We start from the raw sequence: 17,737 nt of genomic DNA, 5'->3' as shown, positions 1-17,737 counted from the left end.
GCGTTGTATGACTTTGACTTCATAAGAAGATTAGGCGCGAACGATCGGCCGTCCTACCCCAAAACCGCTTCATTTCCATCTGCACCCTGCTCCCCCTGCGCCTGTTTTCCTGACGATCAGCCTAGGCCGTGATCGGCAGCTGGCACGACGGACCGCGGCTCCAGCGCCTCCTGCTCCAGGTGGCGCACATCGGATCCAAACGCCAGCCAGTCAGCCAAATTGCGGATAGCGCTTTCGGATCTCGCGATCGACGCTAGGCTCGGTTCCGGATTGGCCGGCTGCCCGGCCTTCTCGGCCAGCTCCTTGGTCATCAGATGCGGCCGCGGCCCACGAGGCAAGTTTTCCTCCAAATGCCTGAAAATCCGCAGACCACCGGCATCCACATCGCCCCAGTGAAGGAACGGGACCTCGGCCGGCACGGTCACCAGAACCTTCGACAGGAGCTCGGTGACTCCCGCCGCCGGGAAACCGCCGGTGTATACGACCAGGCTGCCATCCTCGATCTCGCGGACTTGCCGGTTAAAGCTTGCGTAGTTCTCGATCGTCAGGATTGCCGTCGGCTGCTCAAAGACCGATAGTTGCGAGAGCATCTCCGGATGAATTGAGGCGAAGGGCTTCGCGCGACCGTCGGCCAAACGACCGCTTGCCCCTTCCACGGCAACGGGCCCCCTCAGATAAATAGGGTGACTGAAACGCTCCAGTCCGATGTGCGTCCAGACCACGTCCGCGGCTGCGCCAGGCTGGCCGATCCGAACGGCTATGATGGCGGCAAGCCGCGAAGCGTGGCGATCGAAGGCTTTTGTGTCATCCGTTGCCTTGAGGGAGAAGGTTCGCGCGTCCAGTCCGCGAGCCTCCTCCCGCGAGATGGACGCCAATAGCGTGAAGAACTCCTTGGCGGCATCGGCCTGAGCGGCCGTCAGACGATAAGCGGCCTCTCCGCGTGCCCACCGGACGGCCATCTCGTCTAACAGTGTGGCGACCCACGGCTCTCCTGTCGCTGCCACTCGTTGCAATTCTTGTCTAACGCGCTGCGCTGTCGCCGACGCAGTCGGGCGACCGAGATGCCTGGCGAGCAGTTCGGGATTTAGGACTCGGACCCGCTCGATCAGGTGGCTGCGGTCCCTCTTGCCCCGCTGCACTTCGACGGCGCCGAACCTCTCCGCCGCGGACATCAGATCGTGGAACCGGCTCACCTGCTGTGCGGTCGAAAGCAGGTCGTACTCCGGAGCCGCGGAAGCTGGCCGTGAGCGATCAGGGTTGCGTTCGCTCCGCTCCAGCAGTCGCTCCAAGAATTCGACGCCGGCATCCGTTGTACGAACGTCGGTCATTCAGCGGCCTGATCCCGAGGGATAACCTCAGCCTTCTCAGCCGCGATCAGCTCAGATTTGAACACGTCGAAGCCCTTGCGGTACGGATCGATCGCAACGATCGCGTCGCGGGCCTTCTCGGTCAGGAATTCGGTATCGATCATCACCTGGTTGCCAAGCCGGTTCACGTTAACGACGGTGTCGACCACTTCCATGAACACATGGCGCTTTTCGTCGGGTGTGGCCAGCATGACCTGGAGCCCGAGATCCCGCATGAATTCCGAGCACTGACCGATCGCCTTCGTGTCCAATCGATTGAAAGCCTCGTCGAAGATGGCGAGCGACAGTCCGCTCTCGCCGGTGCGCCGGTTCTGGTACGTGGCGGCCAACGAGGCACCGATGGCGATGTAGAACGGCAACTGGCCTTCACCACCGGATCCCGTGCCCGCACGGCTCGTCAGCGATGATCGGATCTTGCCTTCGGCATCCTGGATGTAGAGTTCGAAGTTGAAATACTTGCGCGGATCCTCGATTTCCTCGGTCCGAGCCTCCGGATTCGACAGGATCTCCTCGATCTGACGGACGGCGCGCATCATCGGCGTGTTCGCATCCTCGGAGCGATCGCCGAAGAGCGGTAGATTGAACTCCGGCTTCCTGGATTCCTCAACGAGCTCGATCATGTCGACATGGGTCGGGGCCTCCAGCGCTTTGAAGGAGTAGTAGTCTCGCCCGTGGAACTGACGATCCTTCAGGTGACGGTTGAGCTCGTTCAAAGTGGCCTTGATGCCGGTGAAGGCATCGTCGAGGCGATGAAGGAGATCGTCGCGGAAGGCCGATGTCATCTCGGTCGCGGCGTTCCGGCACTGCTCCTCATACTGGACCAGTTCGTGCCCATCGAGGCGCTCCTTTTCGGCCGCGGCCCACTGCTCGACGGCCGTCGGCGTCGCCTCTTCGGCGGTGAATGGCGGCACGACATGGAATTCCTGGCCATGTTTGTTCATCGCCCCGGTCATTTCGCGCATGAGACTCGAGCGGCGATCCGTCGAGCGGCGATCCCGATCCGCGACGAAGCCGGCGATGAGGTTCTGTATGGATTCGGTGGTGATCGCAGGGACCTGCCCCTGGTACTCACGCATGGCCGGCGATTGCGGGAAGCTTCCCCGCATCTGGCGCGCGCGGTCGCGCCGCGCGGCCGACCAGGCTTCACGGTTTTTTTTCAAATAGTCCTCGTACGCGCCATCGGCCTTATCTCGAGCACTTTTTGCAGTATCGAAGGCCTTCTGCGTCTCCGACTTCTTACGGCCGGCCGTCTCGACTTCGCCGGCGAGGCGCTCCAGATCGGCGACGAGCTTGGGATCGCGATTTCGCTTGGCATCCTCGATGTTTTTCCCGATCTCGGCGAGCTTGCGGTCGAAAGCGGCTAGGTCGGCACCGCATCCGGAGCAGGTCAGACCAGCTTGATCATCTTCTCGAAGCGGGCGAACATGTCCTCGAACAACCGCGCTTCATCCTCCAGCCGGCCAACCTCGCGCGCCCGCTCGGCGAGCTGCTGCTCAAGTTCTTTTCGCTCGGCCTCAAGTTGCTGACGCATTTGGCCCTGCGTGGCGCGCCCGAGCTTGAGGTGCTCAGGCCTGGGTAACCGTCGGACCGTCCGCCCGCCCTGCATCATCCGGTCGGGGGTGATGGCGTTCTCGGCGGCGACCATCCTGTCCATGGTCTCCACCATCATCAGCCGGCCGAGCCGATAGTTGAGGAAGGCCCGAGCGTGCCGGTTTTCCGTGCTGATGATCTGCGCCAACGAGCCCTTCTCGGCGGGTCGTGTACTGTCGGTCTTGGTCGTGTTGATGACCTCGGCGTGTTGGAATGAATACTCGCCTCCTTCCCGGTAGATCTCCAGGGCGCGGACGGCCCGACCAGGCTCGACGATCAACGCCTCACGGGAGCGACCCAGGACGGCCTCGGCCGCCATTCGCCATTTGTCGTCGCGGATTTCCACCAGATCGCACAGCGGCTCGGCTTCGATACCGTGCGAATGAAGCTGATCGATCAGATCCCGGGTGCCGCGCTCGATAGGACTGAGCCCTTGGTCCATCCGCTTCAGATTGCTGTCGATCTGATCGATGCGATCTTGAAGATCCTTTGTCGCGACGCGGGCAGTGAAATGGGCATCCGAGAACGTCCTGCGGACCGCCGCAAGCCGCTCCTGGTCGACGGCGACAAGCGCCGCGTCGAGGTGCGAGGCGCTATCCTTCCAGTCGTCCGGGAGTATCTTGTCCCATTCGGAAAGTGGCGCCCTTCCTCGCGCGACGACGACCGCGCTGAGCAGCGCATGCAGCAGGTCATCACGACGAACCAGCAGATTGAGTTCGACGGCCTTCTTGACCGAAGCGATGAGACCATCGATGTCCTTGACTGGCGCCATGGCGTTGGCGCGCTGGCTCAGCGTTGCGGTCTTGTCCGACTCGTACATCTGGGCGAGCTGCTCGGCGTCGCTGGTCCTGATCGAGAGTTCGATTGTCTTGTGCTCGGCGACGAGCGTGGCGTGTCTGGCCGCAGCCGCGGTCGCTTCGACTTCGGCCTTGCCTGCGGCGCTCCGGAGCTGCGCGAGAGCTTCTTCCTGTCGCCTGGCCTCCCGGCGAAACCTCTCCCATTCCAGGCGGGCGATCTGCCAGCTAGTAGTTGCGATAACACGCTCGTTTTCGACCGCGCGGCCGACGATGCGCAAGATTCCCGCCAGGCTCGCGCTTTGCGCCTTCAATTCCTCGATGCGGCGCGTCAGAGAACGCCAATGTTCGATACCGCGCCGAAGCCTCTCGACCTGGATGGGCTGAACGTCGAGAACGTAGTTCCGAACGAAATCCGTGGGATTGTCGACCGGCTTCAGCAGGAGGGCATTCCGGAAGGCCCTCTGGAAGCGCCTCGGATCGAGCGGGAAGCCCGCCGGCGACAAGGCCCTGAGCGATTCAGCCACGAAGTCGGTTGCACTCGAGAACGCGTCGTCGACTTCGATTTTGCGAGCGCGCAGAGCGTTGCGCACGGCATGCCACTGCAGCGTCTCGACCTCGTCGTCGCCAACCGCAGCGAGGATGTCGTCCTTCGTCAGCGCGCCCTTCGCAATGAAGCGCGCCTCGCAGGACTCGTCGCTTCTCGATGCCGATGCCGAAAAGGCCACGCCCAGGCTCACCGCCGAGCCGTCGTCGAGATCCTCGAAGACCAGGATGATGTACGTGTAGGCGTGCCGGCGCGTCGGCTCCGACCGCTCGCCCTTCTCGTCGAGCGAGACCACGCCGAGGCAGTAGTCGCGCAGCGTCCGCTTGCTCCTGACGTTGCTCTGGGCACTCGGGTTGAAGCGGATGCTGGCCATACTCGCACCAGAGAGCACGGTCTGCACTGCGTCGATGATCGCCGATTTCCCCGCGCCGTTCGGGCCGATGATGGCGGTCATGCCGCGCATATCGACCTGCTGCGCTCGGAACAGGTACCAATCGACCAGGATGATGCGACGGAGTTCGATCACGCCTGCACCTCGCTCGCGGCGTCGGTCTTTGCCGTCGCCGCGGTCGAGCGCGAGACGAACTCTTCGAGGGAGCCGAGCGTGTCCTTGGAGACCACCATCGGCAAGGCAGGCCGCAGGAACAAGGTGAAGTTTCTGTCGTCCCTATCCTCGATCCGGACGAGCCCGCGCTGCCTGAAGCCGGCCAGGATTTCCTTTACGCGCCCGAAGTTGGGTCGCTCCCGATGGGTCCGGTCCTCGTAGATCTGTAGAATCTGCTCGCTCTCGACCTCGACCTCGCCGAATTCCTTGGCCTCGAACCGCGTGAACGCCTCCTCGTAGTGCAGCCGCAGCACCAGCAGGAGCAGGCTCTCGTCGAGTTTCATGCTTTGACGCTGAGGCAGCTCGTTCGCCACCAGGCCGACGTAGCCGTCGTTCGGCCTGCCCACGACGCGGTAACCGAGCGCATCGAACAGGTTCTCGAAGTAGCCCGTGTAGCGGCGGAGCAGCTCGTAGGAGGTCTTCACGCCCCAATCGTTCTCGTAGATGAACTGGGCGCGCCAGAGCGTCTGGGCGGCCTGACGCAGTTCCTTCTGCAACTGGTCGCCGTACTGCCCTTCGGAGTCCGCGTCGTCGATGATTTTGGAAAGATCACGCAGCATCGGCCGTGGTCCTCGTTCTATCGATCCGGAAGGCGGTCACGTCGATCCAGTCGTTGGTGGTGCGCCCCTCCTCGAGCGTGATCGTGAATTCGCCCAGCCGCACAGAGCGACCGACCGCAGCCAGATTCGGGATGGCCCGATAGGCGAAGAGATCGGGAATGCTCTCGATCTCGATCTCAGATGATGACACGGCGTCGCGGCCTTGCATGTGCCGGCGAGCGAACTCGAGCAGCTTCTGGTCGGACACGCGCACCATCCGGTCGAACTCGGTAGTGGCCTGGACGTAGGCGCGCAGATAAGGATCCTGTTTCGGGACCTTGAAGCGCGTCCGCTCGGGCGGCGCCTTCGGAGGAGGCGGCGTGTACAGCGCGAGCGACGTGATCGGCAGACCCACATCCGGCGACCTCAGGCGGATCTCCACCTCGTCGGTGCCGATTTTCGAGAGTTGCTCGATCAACCGGACGATCCGCTCGGCCGCCCCCTCTCCCATGACATCCATGTAGTGGACGGTGGTGCGGATGCGGCGTTCGAGGCGATCGCGGAAGTCCTCGATCTTGTCCATGAAGGGACCGACGTCCTCGAACACGCTCTTGATCTTCTCGAGCTCCGCGATGACGCGTTCTTCGGCCGTCGCGACCGTGGCGCCCGGGGCCATGACGCCCTGCTCGATGTAGGCGCGCGCGATCTTGCCGATGCGCTCGGCGTCCGCGAGCATATCGCCCGCAAGCGATGCGATCGTGCGGCGATGACGGTAGGGGTTGTTAGACGTCTTGAGCTGCTTGTAGTCGGCGATCAGCAGCCCGTCGACAAAGTCCTGGAAGAAAGTGCGGAGGATGGCCGCTGCGTTCGGATTGCCCAGAATGCGGTCCTCAATCTCGCGCATGCCGGCGAGGATCCGGCGCATGCTGCGGGCGAACCGCAAGGCGGTGTCGTGCGCGTTGGCCAGACCTTGGGCCATGGTTTCCGGCTCGCGGTTCGCGGCCTCAAGGTTGTTTTTGACGTCGACAACGGCGCCGGCGACGCGCACCCGGCTGTTGCCGAAATCGGTGATCGCGCCCAGGACCATGAACGCGTCCGGATTCATGTCGACGTAGGTGCGCCACTTCTCGGTCTCTTCCGTGAGCCAACCGGTATCGCGCAGTCGATAATAGGCGAGGTAATGAGCTTGGCTCGTGGTCTGATCTTCTTCAGGGTCGCCCTCGGAAAGCTCGCCCGTCGATCTTATGGCAAACTCCGAGAGACCGATTTCGATCTGCTTCACGACCTCTTCCCTAAGCGGCGTCTCGAGGATCCGTGCCGAATAGAGCCTCTCGTAGAGACGCATCAGCAGGCGCGCGTAGACGTGCTTCTTCGGCCCCGACAGAGGCTTGAAGAGGGTCTCCGGAAGATAACCAAACAGCTTCATTTATCGGTCCTTCAGCCGATAGATTGAACCGTTACGCACCTTCAACCGCAAGGAAAAACATTAGAGTTTCAGGGCGTTCTCCTTGCTTTCCTCCGATTCCGAAACTCCCTCGCAGCCTGCTCCATGATATCCCAGGCTGCCCGATGCTCGTAGTTGGCCGCCTGCTTGATGTCTGCGATGACGTCCTTGTCCATCATCGCAATAAACGTAACCCGATCCCCGATGGGGGTTCGTTTGCCCCTTTTCGGCGCCCTCTTCCTTCCCACCATTGACCCATCCGCTGCGAGAAACCTTTCGTTAACCAGAAGGGGCCGCGCTAGCGCTCGCGCCCCTTCTTATTTCCTTCTTATATAAGAAGGACGCGCTAAGCGCCTGACCGAGCTGACTTTCCTGATTTTTAATGTTTTTGTTTCGTTCTCACGTTATCAAGTCGTATTCGAGGTCGGTCACATGTCGGGCGTCGTTGGAAATTGGAGGGTCGAGCTCATCGAACGCCACCGCGACCTCTTCCAACCGCCGGCGCCCCTGAGCAAGGCTCGCGCGAGTGCGGGCCCGGGTGGCAGGATCTCATCGACCGTGCTGCGTCGAGATCCGGACGGCGGTCGAAGCCGACGGAGGCACCTTCCAGTTGACGCAGATCAAAGAGGAATACGGCTCGATCCGCGCTGCGACCGGCACGCCGAGGGCCGGCCCCTGCCGAGGTCCGTCCCGGCTTCGAGAACATCCACATCGTCCGGTACGGCATCGGCGATTAGCGACGGATCACCTGCCGCCGCTACGACCGGGAGAACGACGCGTTCGTGGACGTCGATCCCGCCTCCCCCTGAATCGAGGCGATTTCGTCTACGACCCGAAGCGGCACGAGTGCCCGCGCTGCGGCTCGCGCGAGGTGCAGTTCGCGCTCGGCGTCGAAGAAATGCCGGACCAGCTCGCCGACGAGATCATCGAAAGCCCGGCAATCACCAAGCCTACTGCACCGACCTGGGAAGAACGCTTGAGAAGGCCAGGGCTGCGGCTGCCGGAATGCACGTGCACGTTTTGGAGAACGAGACCGTCCGCGTCGGCGATGTCACGTTCGCGGTGCGACGCTCTGGGCGGACGTCGGCCTCAACGGCGACGACGCGCATCGCGCGATGATGACCACCGGCGTCGGACGAACGACTTCAAGAAGATCCGGATTTCGAACTATGAGCCGCGCTTCCTGCCACGTCACGCCCTCACGAGGCGTTTCAAGTCTGGGGCGTTTCTGGAGGCCGTAATGCGCAAGCCGCGCGGCGGGACCGCTTGGTCGTCATCACGCACCAAGCGCCGGTGCGCCAGATGCCGCCCGCAGCGCGGCGTCCGGAGAGCGACCTCACCTTCGACCCCGCCTACCGCAGCGATCTAAGCCGACTGATAGTCTCTGCGCCTGACGACGGACGGGGCGCTCTGGCTCTACGGCCACACGCACGAGTCCTTCGACGCCACGATCGGCGAAACCCGGGTGGTGTCCAACGCGAAGGAATATGGGCTGTGGGCACCCTCCGAGCGCACCTGGACGCCCCCCTCAACGAACGCCTCACAAGGACGGCGAGATTCCGAATGCTCGGTAGTTTATCCATCTGATCCTGGCGGCGATCTAGAATGTCTATGGGGACCCGTGGCATTCCGAACCCAAGTCCAAGCCCATTCAAAGAAGCGATTCGCAATTGTTGGTTTCAAGGCTTGAATCGACTCATATTTTTTTGGTTTTCAGACTCACGATTTTTTTGGACTAGACCAAAAATCAAGATCTTAGCCGGCTCGCATTGATTGGTCCCGACATGACCGCCACCAATCGCTAAGACCGGCGATGCGGGAAATGGGCGACAGGCCGCACACCGGCCCGTCGCCTATAGGTTAAGCGCGCGTTGATAATGAAACGCCTAGCTTTGCTGCCATCACAGTGGTGGCACCTGGAGTCCGCCTTAGCGCCTTTGCGATCCTGGCGACGCCTAACTTTGCTTTTGCCATCGTCTTCATTTTTCGAACATCGTCTTTTGTCCACGCGCGGCGAACTACTTTCTTTGCTTTTGCCATTCTTTCTCCGAATCGGATTGGGACAGAGCCGGGCTTCTATCATGACAGTCTGCGTAGACGACAATGAACAAGCTTCTATTGCGAGAATGTGAATGCGACTTCGCTGCCTGAGATCTGAATTACTGTTGTCGGGCGCAAAAACGAGCATGTACCTCTCATGTCAAGGGGGGACCTGCATGGGGCGAGCGATTATATATGGATAGAGCGCGCCTCGTTCGGGCGCTTGCGGAAGAGACAGACCCTTTGTTAAGAAACGGCTTCTGGGCCTTACGAACAATGACGACGGCATGCGAGCGCAGACACCGAGCGGTCACGTGAAAAAGAAGCCCGCGCAAAGTTCTAAATTCGAAAGCCGGGTCGCAAATTGGCCGACCCTTTTGCTCTGTAGCGTTTTTTTCGGGGCATCGAGCGGCGGGTCGAATATTCCTACCCGCAAAATGGGCGACTCGACCTGCCTCAACAAAAGGCAAGACTTCCGGCGGCATGTATCCAGATTCTCGATTTTCAGCGCTGCGCTCCCAGTCACCGTTCATGTCGATCGTTAAATAAGCCAATTTGCGACGCGGCATAGTTTGTTCTTACCTGCACTTTCTTGCCGTCTAGCCCGAACGCGTCATAACCGTTAGTGCTGCGCCCGGCGGGCCATCTGGTCCCTTACGATCAGCCTTACATGTGACCAATCCAAATAGCACTCGGCGGGACAATTACGGCACCTCTAGCAACTTGGAGCACTGGCTTCCCAAACACGCCGTTGACGAATTCTGCCCATTAATCACAACGCGCAATTTTTGACGATCTCTCCGCATCACATCGTCACTTCACGTGATCCGATAGCAGCCAGTTAGGGCAACCGTCGGCCTGTCCAGTCCATCATGGCCAAAATTGCGCGAGCTAAAGCAACGAAGGCGACGGCTTGATGCGCGTTCAGCAAACTTGGCCACACCCAAAAATGAAGTCACCGGAAAATGATCGCTGTGTTCTTCTCCCGATCTCACCGGCTCTCAATGATCCTCGGCTCTTTCAGCTGTCCCGTAATACTCGAAACTTTCTTAGCTTTCACTGGAGAGAGGAGCGAACGCCGTGATTGAATGGATCGACGCCGAGCTTTCTTCCCTGCCACTCGTTTTATATTGCGGTGACCAACCTGGTCTCGAGAACCATACTTACAAAGGCGGACGTCAGGCGCGCGCTGTTCCGAACGCGCGGACGTTAGCAGCACCAGACCGCCGATGTTGATTCAATTGCGGGCGGGGAGAAGAATGAACAACCGAGCACGGGAGCGATCGATGGCGATTACGGATGAGCCCCGTCAAAAAAGGAACCTGATTCCGTTGAAAAAGGCGTTGGAGCGGGGTGGTTTTGGCCGGACCAAGGCTTACAAGCTCATCAGGAAGGGAAAGATCATCGCCTACAAGATGGAGGGCCAGACCATGGTCGATGCCGATTCCATCGACGCCTATCATATGACCCTCCCTCGCATTCAGCCGAGGACGTGAAGAAAGGCGCTCTAGCTAGTTGGCGCAGCTTTCAAGGATTGCCTTGATCGGCACAATCTTTTTTGGATAGGCAAAGCTATCGATCCGGTCAGCCCAATGCTGCATCAGCTTGGTGCGCGAGCCGATCAGGGCCAGCGGTCCATGCCGTTTGTAGATCGCCTTTACCGAGTCACTTTCGAGATGCGCAAGTTGCAACTCGATGACGTCGCCATCCCATGCCTTGGCTTCCTTGATCTCCTCATGGTGACAAAGGGTCGAGAACGTAGTGCGGAAGCCATGGGCGCAATGTTCGGTTTTGGTGTCGATGCCGAGCGCGCGCAGCCGAGAACAGAGCGTTCTACCGGACAAGGGTGCATCTTCGGCACAAGCGAACACGTATCGCCGATTGCCGGTGATTTTCCGCACGCGTCGCAGGATAGCGACGGCTTGTCGCGACAGGGGCACGACATGATCCCAGCCGGTCTTCATCTTAGCAGCAGGGATAGTCCATCGTTCGCTATCCCAGTCGACTTCTGACCACTCCATGTTGTTGATCATGCCGGGGCGCGGGATCGTAAGTGCATCGAGCCGAAGGGCATCACCGACGACATCGCTAAATCTGGCCTTCGCCCATGTCGGCATGATCAGCCTGAACAGGCGAATGACATCCTGCGGATCAGTGACGCCGGGCCGCGGCGTCGAGACGTTGACAATAAGCTGCTTCTTGCAGGCACGAAACGGATTGTAGCCATCCCCTTCGAGGTCAGCGTAGTCACAAACTTGCGAACCGATACTGTGAACTCGGTCACGAGTCTCTAGTCTGCCTTCAGCCTGCATCGTCCGAAAGAAAGCGAGGACGTCGGGGCGCTTGATGTCTTTTCGATAGAGCTTGCCGAAACGACCCTTCAAATAACCAGCCCACCTTTCGAGCAGCGCGATGGTTTCAGGACTGCGAACTGTGACAAGTCTGCCGCGTTTGATCTTCTCGATCTTCTTCTCTGCGAGCCATTCATCGATCCACACGCTGAGAGGGCGTTCGGTCGCCTGACGATGTCTTTCGAATTGCTTTTCGACGGAGGGATCGACTGGTGGGTCTTTGGCGAGCAGCGCCTTTGCCGCGTCGCGCTTCTGACGTGCAGTGGCGAGTGAGAAGGTGCCGTCGTTGCCATCGCCGTAAGCCCCAATGGAGTAGGTCTTCTGTCGGCCGTGAAAGCGATAGGCCATCTGCCAGAGCTTGGAGGCGGCTTTGCCCGGCCTGCTCAGGTCCGGCTTGATGAAGAGATAGAGACCGCCGCCTGTCACGTCAGAAATCTTGGTGGCCGTCCAAGCGCCGTTCTCGAGTTTCGGTTTGGCGGCGCGACAGTCGACGTCGGTCCTGATCTGCTCGGGGTTCGCGTGCTCGCCAACTTGACTGCGTGCCATCTGCTTCGATTCCCGCGTGTTGGAAGACCGGAAGTATGCCGCGACGTCTGTTCTTCCGATACCAACAAAAATACCAACAAAGTCGGCGGCTGGGCGCGAATGGGAACAAACAGTGACGAACATGAATGTACGCAGAAACCCCTATTTTTCAAGCGTTTCTGAGCGTCTGCGAACACCATCGAACATCTTAGGACGTCTCCGAACAGTCAGCGTTCTTACGTGATGTTTACGGTGCTGATGATCGTCACCTACGTGCCGTGGCTGTCACTGGCGCTGCCGAGGGCGTTCGGGTTCTAGATCAGGCGCCGCAGTTTGCGGCCAGAGGAGACTCCGCGTGAAGATCGTCGACCTCAGCCGAGAGCTTTATCACCGTACGCCGAGTTATCCCGGCCACCCGCCCGTGATGCACGGCGTCTGGAAGACCCACGAGGAATCCTTTGCCGAATCCGGCAATGTGCACGGGCTGGCCTCGATGTTCATCTCCATGGTGGACCACGCTGGCACCCACATCGACGCGCCCCGGCATTTCGGAAAGAGCGGCATTTCGATCGATCAGTATCCGCTGGAGAAATGCATCGTGCCGGGCATCTGCATCGACCTGCGCCACATCGCGCCCCGTGCCGAGATTACACCCGCCGATCTCGAGGCTGCGGTGGCAAAGGCCGGCGTGCCGGTGCCGAAGGGCGGCACCGTTCTGCTTTGCACCGGTCACCACGAACGGACATTCCCCCGCAAGGAATATTCCAGCGACAATTCAGGCGTGAACGTCGCCGCGACCGAATGGCTGGCGCAGCAAGGCGTCGTGCATTTCGGCATCGATTCGATGCGGCCGGGCCCCGAGGGCAAGGTGAATGCCCTCGTCCACAAGGCCTGCCTCGACCTCGACATCACCCATATCGAGAGCCTGTGCAATCTCGAAGCGCTGCTCGGCCGCGGCCAGTTCACCTTCATCGGCCTGCCGATGAAGTGGCGCGGCGGGACGGCTTCGCCGATCCGCGCAGTCGCGGTATTTGATATGTGAGGAAGCCGGCTGCCGAACTGGCGGCATAGCGTCGCCAAAGGCGGCATCAGGCCGCTACCCTTCTAAACCTCGCGCGTATGGACGCGCCGGAAAAGCTTGCCTAAACTCATCCCAATGAAAACCGACGCCTGATTAAAGGTGCGGACGATCGGGCGGGCACACCCGCCGACATCAGGGAGGAGTTCATGGATCATTTTCGGCGCGCTAACCGCGCACTCATTGTTGCATCCGTCGCCGCGATGTCGCTCCCCATGGCGATACCGGCATCTGCGCAAGAAACCTTCAAGCTCGGTATCGTAACGTTTCTCTCCGGTCCGGCAGCCGACAGCTTCGGCGTTCCTGCACGCAACGGCGCGCAGTTCGTCATCGACCAACTGAATAAAGGTTCGGTTCCCTCACCTTACGAAAAGGTCGGATTTGGCGGCATGAAGGTAGAGCCCGTCATCATCGATGAGAATGGTGGCGCCACCAAGCAGGTGCAGGAGCTGCGCAACCTCTACCAGCGCGACAATGTCGACGTCGTCCTCGGCTACATCAGCTCAGGCGACTGCCTGGCAGTGGCACCAATCGCCGAAGAATTGAAGAAGATGCTGGTGCTGATGGATTGCGGCACGCCGCGTATCTTCGAGGAAGCCAAATACAACTACGTCTTCCGCACTGCCGCTCATGCCACGATGGATAACGTCGGCCTCGTCAGGTACATGAAGGCCAAGAACATCAAGATGGACACGCTCTCGGCGATCAATCAGGATTACGCTTGGGGCCAGGACAGCCGGGCCGACTTCGTTGCCGCTGCCCAGCAGCTCTACCCTAACGTCAAGGTTCAGACCGACCTGTTGCCCAAGTTCGGTGCAGGCCAGTACGGTACCGAAATTTCCGCCCTCGTAGGCGCTGGCTCCGACGTGGTCTATTCGAGCTTGTGGGGTGGCGACTTGCAGGCCTTCGTTCTGCAGTCAGCTCCCCGCGGGCTGCCCAAGCGTAGCCAGCTCGTCTTCAGCGCCGCCGATCATGTGCTGCCGCCGCTTGGCGACAAGATGCCCGACGGCACCATCATCGGCGCGCGGGGCTCCTATGGCCTGATGTCGCAGAAATCCCCGCTGAACGATTGGCTCTTTAGGGGGTACGAGGCAGCCAATGGCGTCTACCCCGTTCAGGCCGCCTATCGCATTACGCAATCAATTCTCGGATTGAAGGCCGCGGTCGAAAAGGCCATGAGCAAGAACGGCGGAAAGAAGCCTTCGACCGATGAAATGGTCGCGGCAATGACCGGCCTGGAGTGGCTGTCGCCTGGCGGACTCATCCAGATGAAGCTCGCCGACGGCCATCAGGCGATTCAGCCGATCGCCTTCAGCCGCACCAAATATAATCCGGATCTCAAGCGGGTCGATCTGATTGATATCCAGTACTTTGCCGCCGAATGCGTCAACCCGCCCCCAGGCGTGAAGTCGATCGAGTGGATCAAGGGCGGCATGCAAGGCGCCAAGTGCAATTAGGCCGCACCGGCATCCAGTGATGCACACCGGCGGCGCATGATCGTGCGCCGCGCCGCCCTTCTCTGTCCACCGACGACCCGCGCGACGCCACCGCCATGAATTTCTTTTTGACGATCGTTCTCGATGGCCTGATTCAGGCCTCGTGGCTGTTCATCGTGGCCCTTGGGCTGACGCTGGTATTCGGTGTATTGAAAATCCTCAACATCGCCCACGGCAGCTTCTACGCCCTCGGCGCCTACATCGCCGCAACCGTAGTAACCATGGTGGCCGCGCGCAGCCTTCCCCCAAGCGTTGGGTTCGTCGCCATGCTGCTCTCGGTGGCGTTGATCGCGTCCGCCGTCGGACTTCTGCTGGAACGCGGCCTCCTGAAAATGTTTTATGGCCGGGACGAAGTAGTGCTGCTGCTCGTGACCTACGCCGTGTTTCTGATCCTTGAAGACGTCACCAAGCTGATCTGGGGTGTCAATCCGATCTATGCGACGCAGCCATACGAACTGTTCGGCAATATCGAGTTCGCCGGACTTTATTACGTCGGCTACGATCTGGTGCTGATACCGATTTCAGCCCTGATCGGCTTTGCGATCTGGTTCGGCCTCAATCGCACCGTGATCGGAAAAATCGTGCTCGCCGTCATACATAACGAGGAAATGAGCGTGAGCATGGGCGTTCGCGTCAACCGCGTCTATGCGGTCGCCTTTGCGTTCGGCGTCCTGCTCGCCGCCCTCGCCGGCGCCCTGACCGCGCCGAAAATATCGATGCAGCCTGGCCTCAGTTCGGACGTTATCATCCTGAGCTTCGCAATCGTCGTAATCGGAGGGCTGGGCAGCGTCGAGGGGGCGGCAGTCGGCGCGATTCTGGTTGGGCTGGCGCGCGCTGCTTCGGTGCATCTTATGCCGCAGGCCGAACTGTTCATGATCTATTTGATCATGGCGGCAGTGCTGATGTTTCGCCCTGAGGGCCTGTTCAAGCGCGAAACGGCAAGGCGGATTTGATGAGGAAAGGCCTGCATCCCCTGGTCATGATCGCCCTCATCGCCATGGTGACGCTGGCCGGCCGCGCGCTACCGACTTGGACCCTGTCGCTGGCGACGATTGCTGCCTCCAATGCGCTGATCGCCCTCGGCATCGTCGTGCTGGCACGAACCGGCAACGTGTCGTTCGGCCAAGGCCTGTTCTTTGCTGCCGGCGGCTATGGCGTGGCGCTGATCGCCAATACCTGGGGTCTCACCGACGCGATGGCACAGGTGATCGTCGGCGCGGCTTGCGGCGGCCTGCTCGGTCTGGTCATCGGGCCGTTGATCGCGCGCTACAGCGGAATCTTCTTCGGCATGCTGACATTGGCGCTGTCGATGGTGTTTTACGGCGCATTGGTGAAATCGACCGCACTTGGCGGCTCCGACGGATTCAATGTTGGACGGCCAAGCCTGTTTGGAATGAGCTTCACCGATCCGCGCGAGGCCGACTTCATGCTGTATGCCGTCTCAGTCATCGTGACTGGGTTTGCCGGCATTGCCGCGACCATCCTATTCCGGTCCGAATTCGGTCTCGCCAGTCTTGCGGTGCGCGAAAACAATCTGCGAGTGGAATATCTCGGGCTCTCGGCCAACCGGATCATATCGATCAACTTCCTGATCGCCGCGATCTTCGCCGGCGCCAGCGGCGCCTTTGCGCTGATGGCGCAGCGGCATATCGATCCGCAATTCGCATACTGGACCACATCGGGCGAATTCGTCTTCGTGGCGGTGCTTGCCGGCAACCAGAGCGTGGCCGCCGTCTTCGTCGCCTCGATGGCGCTGGAACTGGTCCGTTCGTTCTCGAATCTCTATCTGCCCAACACCTGGCAGCTCGTGCTCGGCGTCTTCCTCCTGGGCGTCATTCTGTTTCTGCCGCGCGGCATCGGCTCGCTCTGGATCAGGGACCGGCGCAAGCGGCGTATCCCGGCTGCGGCTACCCTCACCGCCGAACGAGGAGCCGCACCGTGACCCCGGTTCTTTCGGTGCGCCAGCTCGAGAAGCGCTTTGGCGCGGTGGTTGCGGCCGATGCGCTCACCCTCGATATTCCGGCCGGCCAGAAGATCAGCCTGATCGGCGCCAACGGTGCCGGCAAAACCACCTTCGTCAACATGGTCACCGGCTATCTCAAACCCGACAGCGGGACGATCCTGCTCGACGGAATCGACATCGGTAGGCGCTCGCCGCGCAGCGTAGCCCGGCTTGGCATCTCCCGCTCCTTCCAGATTCCGCAGCTGTTTGTCGAGCTCACCGCCGCCGAAAATCTCACTGTGGCGATTTCTGGTATCGGCAAGCGGATGTCACTCCGGGCGCCGGCGGAGGCCCAAGGCCGCCGCGACAAGGCCGTCGAGTTGCTGGAGCGCTTTGGCCTTGCCGATCTGGCCGATCGCCCGATCTCGGAGCTTGCAGGCGGCGTGCGCAAGCTGATTGATATCGCCATGGCCCTGGTGCGTCGTCCAAGGCTACTGCTGCTGGATGAACCGACGTCCGGCGTATCGGCCGAAGAGAAATTCGTGACCATGGATCGCGTTATCCACGCCGTCGCGCCTGACGCAGCGACCATCGTATTCGTCGAGCACGACATGGAAATCGTCAGCCGTTATGCCGATCGCGTCGTGGCATTCTACCAGGGCCGGATTCTCGCCGACGGGGAGCCCGCCGAGGTCCTGAATAATCAGGAAGTCCGCCGCTACGTCACGGGGGGCGTGCGATGAATGACGCAGCGCCCTTGCTCGCAATCGACAATCTTGTCGTCGAGATCCAGTCGATGCCGGCATTGCGCGGCTTCACGATGCACGTCGCGAAAGGCGCGATGGTCAGTCTGGTGGGTCGCAACGGCGCGGGTAAGACGACGCTGATGCGTTCGATCATGGGGCACCTCACGCCGGCCAGGGGCACGGTACGGTTCGAAGGCGGCGACCTGTCGTCCCGTCCGCGCCATGCGCGCGCGGCACTCGGAATCGGCTATATGCCGGAAGACCGCTGCCTGGTGCCGCAGTTGACGGTCGAGGAAAACATCATGTTGCCGCTGTGGGTCGCGGGGCATCTCGACCGCAAGGCCCGGCTCGACTTCGTTTATGAGGTGATCGGCGAACTCACCGAGATGCGACAGCGCAAGGCGCTATTGCTGAGCGGCGGACAGCAAAAGCTGGTCGCGCTCGGCCGAGCGCTTGCCATTGGCACTAAATGCCTGCTGCTTGACGAGCCGTTCGAAGGCATCGCACCGGCGCTTTCGGAACGGCTGTCGGAGGTGCTTGCATCTCTCAAGGGCAAGGATCTGACCTTGCTGATGTCGCAATCGGACCTGAATCACTCGCGAGAATTGATTGACATGGAATTCACGATCGAACGTGGCGCCAATCCCGTACCTTAGTGAGCCCTGAACGTACGG

Annotated in this window: 15 protein-coding genes; 8 read left to right on the top strand and 7 right to left on the bottom strand. The window is 60.7% G+C overall.

The features are described 5' to 3' along the window. Positions 1 to 116 precede the first annotated feature (116 nt). Together CQ14_RS02720 and CQ14_RS45595 are read right to left on the bottom strand one after the other, a co-directional pair. The gene (locus CQ14_RS02720) at positions 117 to 1,328 is read right to left on the bottom strand and encodes a Wadjet anti-phage system protein JetD domain-containing protein (protein ID WP_057856386.1); all 1,212 of its coding nucleotides are present in this window, start codon (positions 1,326 to 1,328) and stop codon (positions 117 to 119) included. Then, a complete protein-coding gene (locus CQ14_RS45595) occupies positions 1,325 to 2,308 on the bottom strand; it encodes an SbcC/MukB-like Walker B domain-containing protein (protein WP_245320152.1) in 984 nt (327 codons plus the stop codon). The genes CQ14_RS02720 and CQ14_RS45595 overlap by 4 nt, the downstream gene beginning before the upstream one ends. Here CQ14_RS45595 and CQ14_RS45590 point away from each other — a divergent pair. Then, the gene (locus CQ14_RS45590) at positions 2,282 to 2,731 is read left to right on the top strand and encodes a hypothetical protein (RefSeq protein WP_245320150.1); all 450 of its coding nucleotides are present in this window, start codon (positions 2,282 to 2,284) and stop codon (positions 2,729 to 2,731) included. The two genes, CQ14_RS45595 and CQ14_RS45590, sit on opposite strands and share 27 nt — an antisense overlap. A 23-nt stretch (positions 2,732 to 2,754) precedes the next feature. On the opposite strand, the gene CQ14_RS45585 is transcribed toward CQ14_RS45590, so the two are convergent. The 4 genes from CQ14_RS45585 to CQ14_RS41800 all read right to left on the bottom strand — a co-directional run bounded on the left by CQ14_RS45585 (position 2,755) and on the right by CQ14_RS41800 (position 8,925). Further along, positions 2,755 to 4,824 carry an ATP-binding protein gene (locus tag CQ14_RS45585; RefSeq protein ID WP_245320149.1) on the bottom strand — a complete coding sequence of 690 codons (2,070 nt, stop codon included), beginning with the start codon at positions 4,822 to 4,824 and terminating at the stop codon, positions 2,755 to 2,757. Beyond that, the gene (locus CQ14_RS02710; RefSeq protein WP_057856385.1) at positions 4,821 to 5,462 is read right to left on the bottom strand and encodes a DUF4194 domain-containing protein; all 642 of its coding nucleotides are present in this window, start codon (positions 5,460 to 5,462) and stop codon (positions 4,821 to 4,823) included. Before CQ14_RS02710 ends, CQ14_RS45585 begins: the two co-directional genes overlap by 4 nt. Further along, positions 5,452 to 6,867, bottom strand: coding sequence for a Wadjet anti-phage system protein JetA family protein (locus tag CQ14_RS44415; RefSeq protein ID WP_057856384.1), 1,416 nt, complete (start codon positions 6,865 to 6,867; stop codon positions 5,452 to 5,454). The genes CQ14_RS02710 and CQ14_RS44415 overlap by 11 nt, the downstream gene beginning before the upstream one ends. 1,878 nt (positions 6,868 to 8,745) lie before the next feature. Next, a complete protein-coding gene (locus CQ14_RS41800; RefSeq protein WP_082649669.1) occupies positions 8,746 to 8,925 on the bottom strand; it encodes a hypothetical protein in 180 nt (59 codons plus the stop codon). A 1,286-nt stretch (positions 8,926 to 10,211) separates the two neighbouring features. Here CQ14_RS41800 and CQ14_RS02695 point away from each other — a divergent pair. Beyond that, the gene (locus CQ14_RS02695) at positions 10,212 to 10,421 is read left to right on the top strand and encodes a MerR family transcriptional regulator (protein ID WP_057856382.1); all 210 of its coding nucleotides are present in this window, start codon (positions 10,212 to 10,214) and stop codon (positions 10,419 to 10,421) included. Positions 10,422 to 10,436: 15 nt separating this feature from the next. Here the strand turns inward: CQ14_RS02695 and CQ14_RS02690 are convergent, their stop codons facing one another. Then, on the bottom strand, positions 10,437 to 11,945 hold the full coding sequence (locus tag CQ14_RS02690; protein ID WP_245320147.1) for a tyrosine-type recombinase/integrase: 1,509 nt from the start codon (positions 11,943 to 11,945) through the stop codon (positions 10,437 to 10,439). A gap of 211 nt (positions 11,946 to 12,156) precedes the next feature. Between CQ14_RS02690 and CQ14_RS02685 the strand changes: the two genes are divergently transcribed. The 6 genes from CQ14_RS02685 to CQ14_RS02660 all read left to right on the top strand — a co-directional run bounded on the left by CQ14_RS02685 (position 12,157) and on the right by CQ14_RS02660 (position 17,719). Beyond that, positions 12,157 to 12,843 carry a cyclase family protein gene (locus CQ14_RS02685; RefSeq protein WP_057856380.1) on the top strand — a complete coding sequence of 229 codons (687 nt, stop codon included), beginning with the start codon at positions 12,157 to 12,159 and terminating at the stop codon, positions 12,841 to 12,843. A 185-nt stretch (positions 12,844 to 13,028) separates the two neighbouring features. After that, entirely contained in the window at positions 13,029 to 14,336 is a 1,308-nt protein-coding gene (locus tag CQ14_RS02680) for an ABC transporter substrate-binding protein (protein ID WP_057856379.1), read from the top strand. Positions 14,337 to 14,431: 95 nt separating this feature from the next. Then, positions 14,432 to 15,328, top strand: coding sequence for a branched-chain amino acid ABC transporter permease (locus CQ14_RS02675; RefSeq protein WP_057856378.1), 897 nt, complete (start codon positions 14,432 to 14,434; stop codon positions 15,326 to 15,328). Beyond that, on the top strand, positions 15,328 to 16,317 hold the full coding sequence (locus CQ14_RS02670) for a branched-chain amino acid ABC transporter permease (RefSeq protein ID WP_057856377.1): 990 nt from the start codon (positions 15,328 to 15,330) through the stop codon (positions 16,315 to 16,317). The genes CQ14_RS02675 and CQ14_RS02670 overlap by 1 nt, the downstream gene beginning before the upstream one ends. Next, positions 16,314 to 17,060 (top strand): ABC transporter ATP-binding protein, encoded by a 747-nt coding sequence (locus CQ14_RS02665; protein ID WP_057856376.1) that lies wholly within the window; start codon positions 16,314 to 16,316, stop codon positions 17,058 to 17,060. The genes CQ14_RS02670 and CQ14_RS02665 overlap by 4 nt, the downstream gene beginning before the upstream one ends. Next, positions 17,057 to 17,719: an ATP-binding cassette domain-containing protein gene (locus CQ14_RS02660; protein WP_057856375.1), complete on the top strand. Its 663-nt coding sequence runs from the start codon at positions 17,057 to 17,059 to the stop codon at positions 17,717 to 17,719. The genes CQ14_RS02665 and CQ14_RS02660 overlap by 4 nt, the downstream gene beginning before the upstream one ends. The last annotated feature ends 18 nt before the right edge of the window (positions 17,720 to 17,737 follow it).

The sequence above is a fragment of the Bradyrhizobium lablabi genome, assembly GCF_001440475.1.
Lineage (GTDB): Bacteria > Pseudomonadota > Alphaproteobacteria > Rhizobiales > Xanthobacteraceae > Bradyrhizobium > Bradyrhizobium lablabi.
Note: the sequence above shows the minus strand (reverse complement) of the source record. Positions and strands in the feature narration are given on the sequence as shown.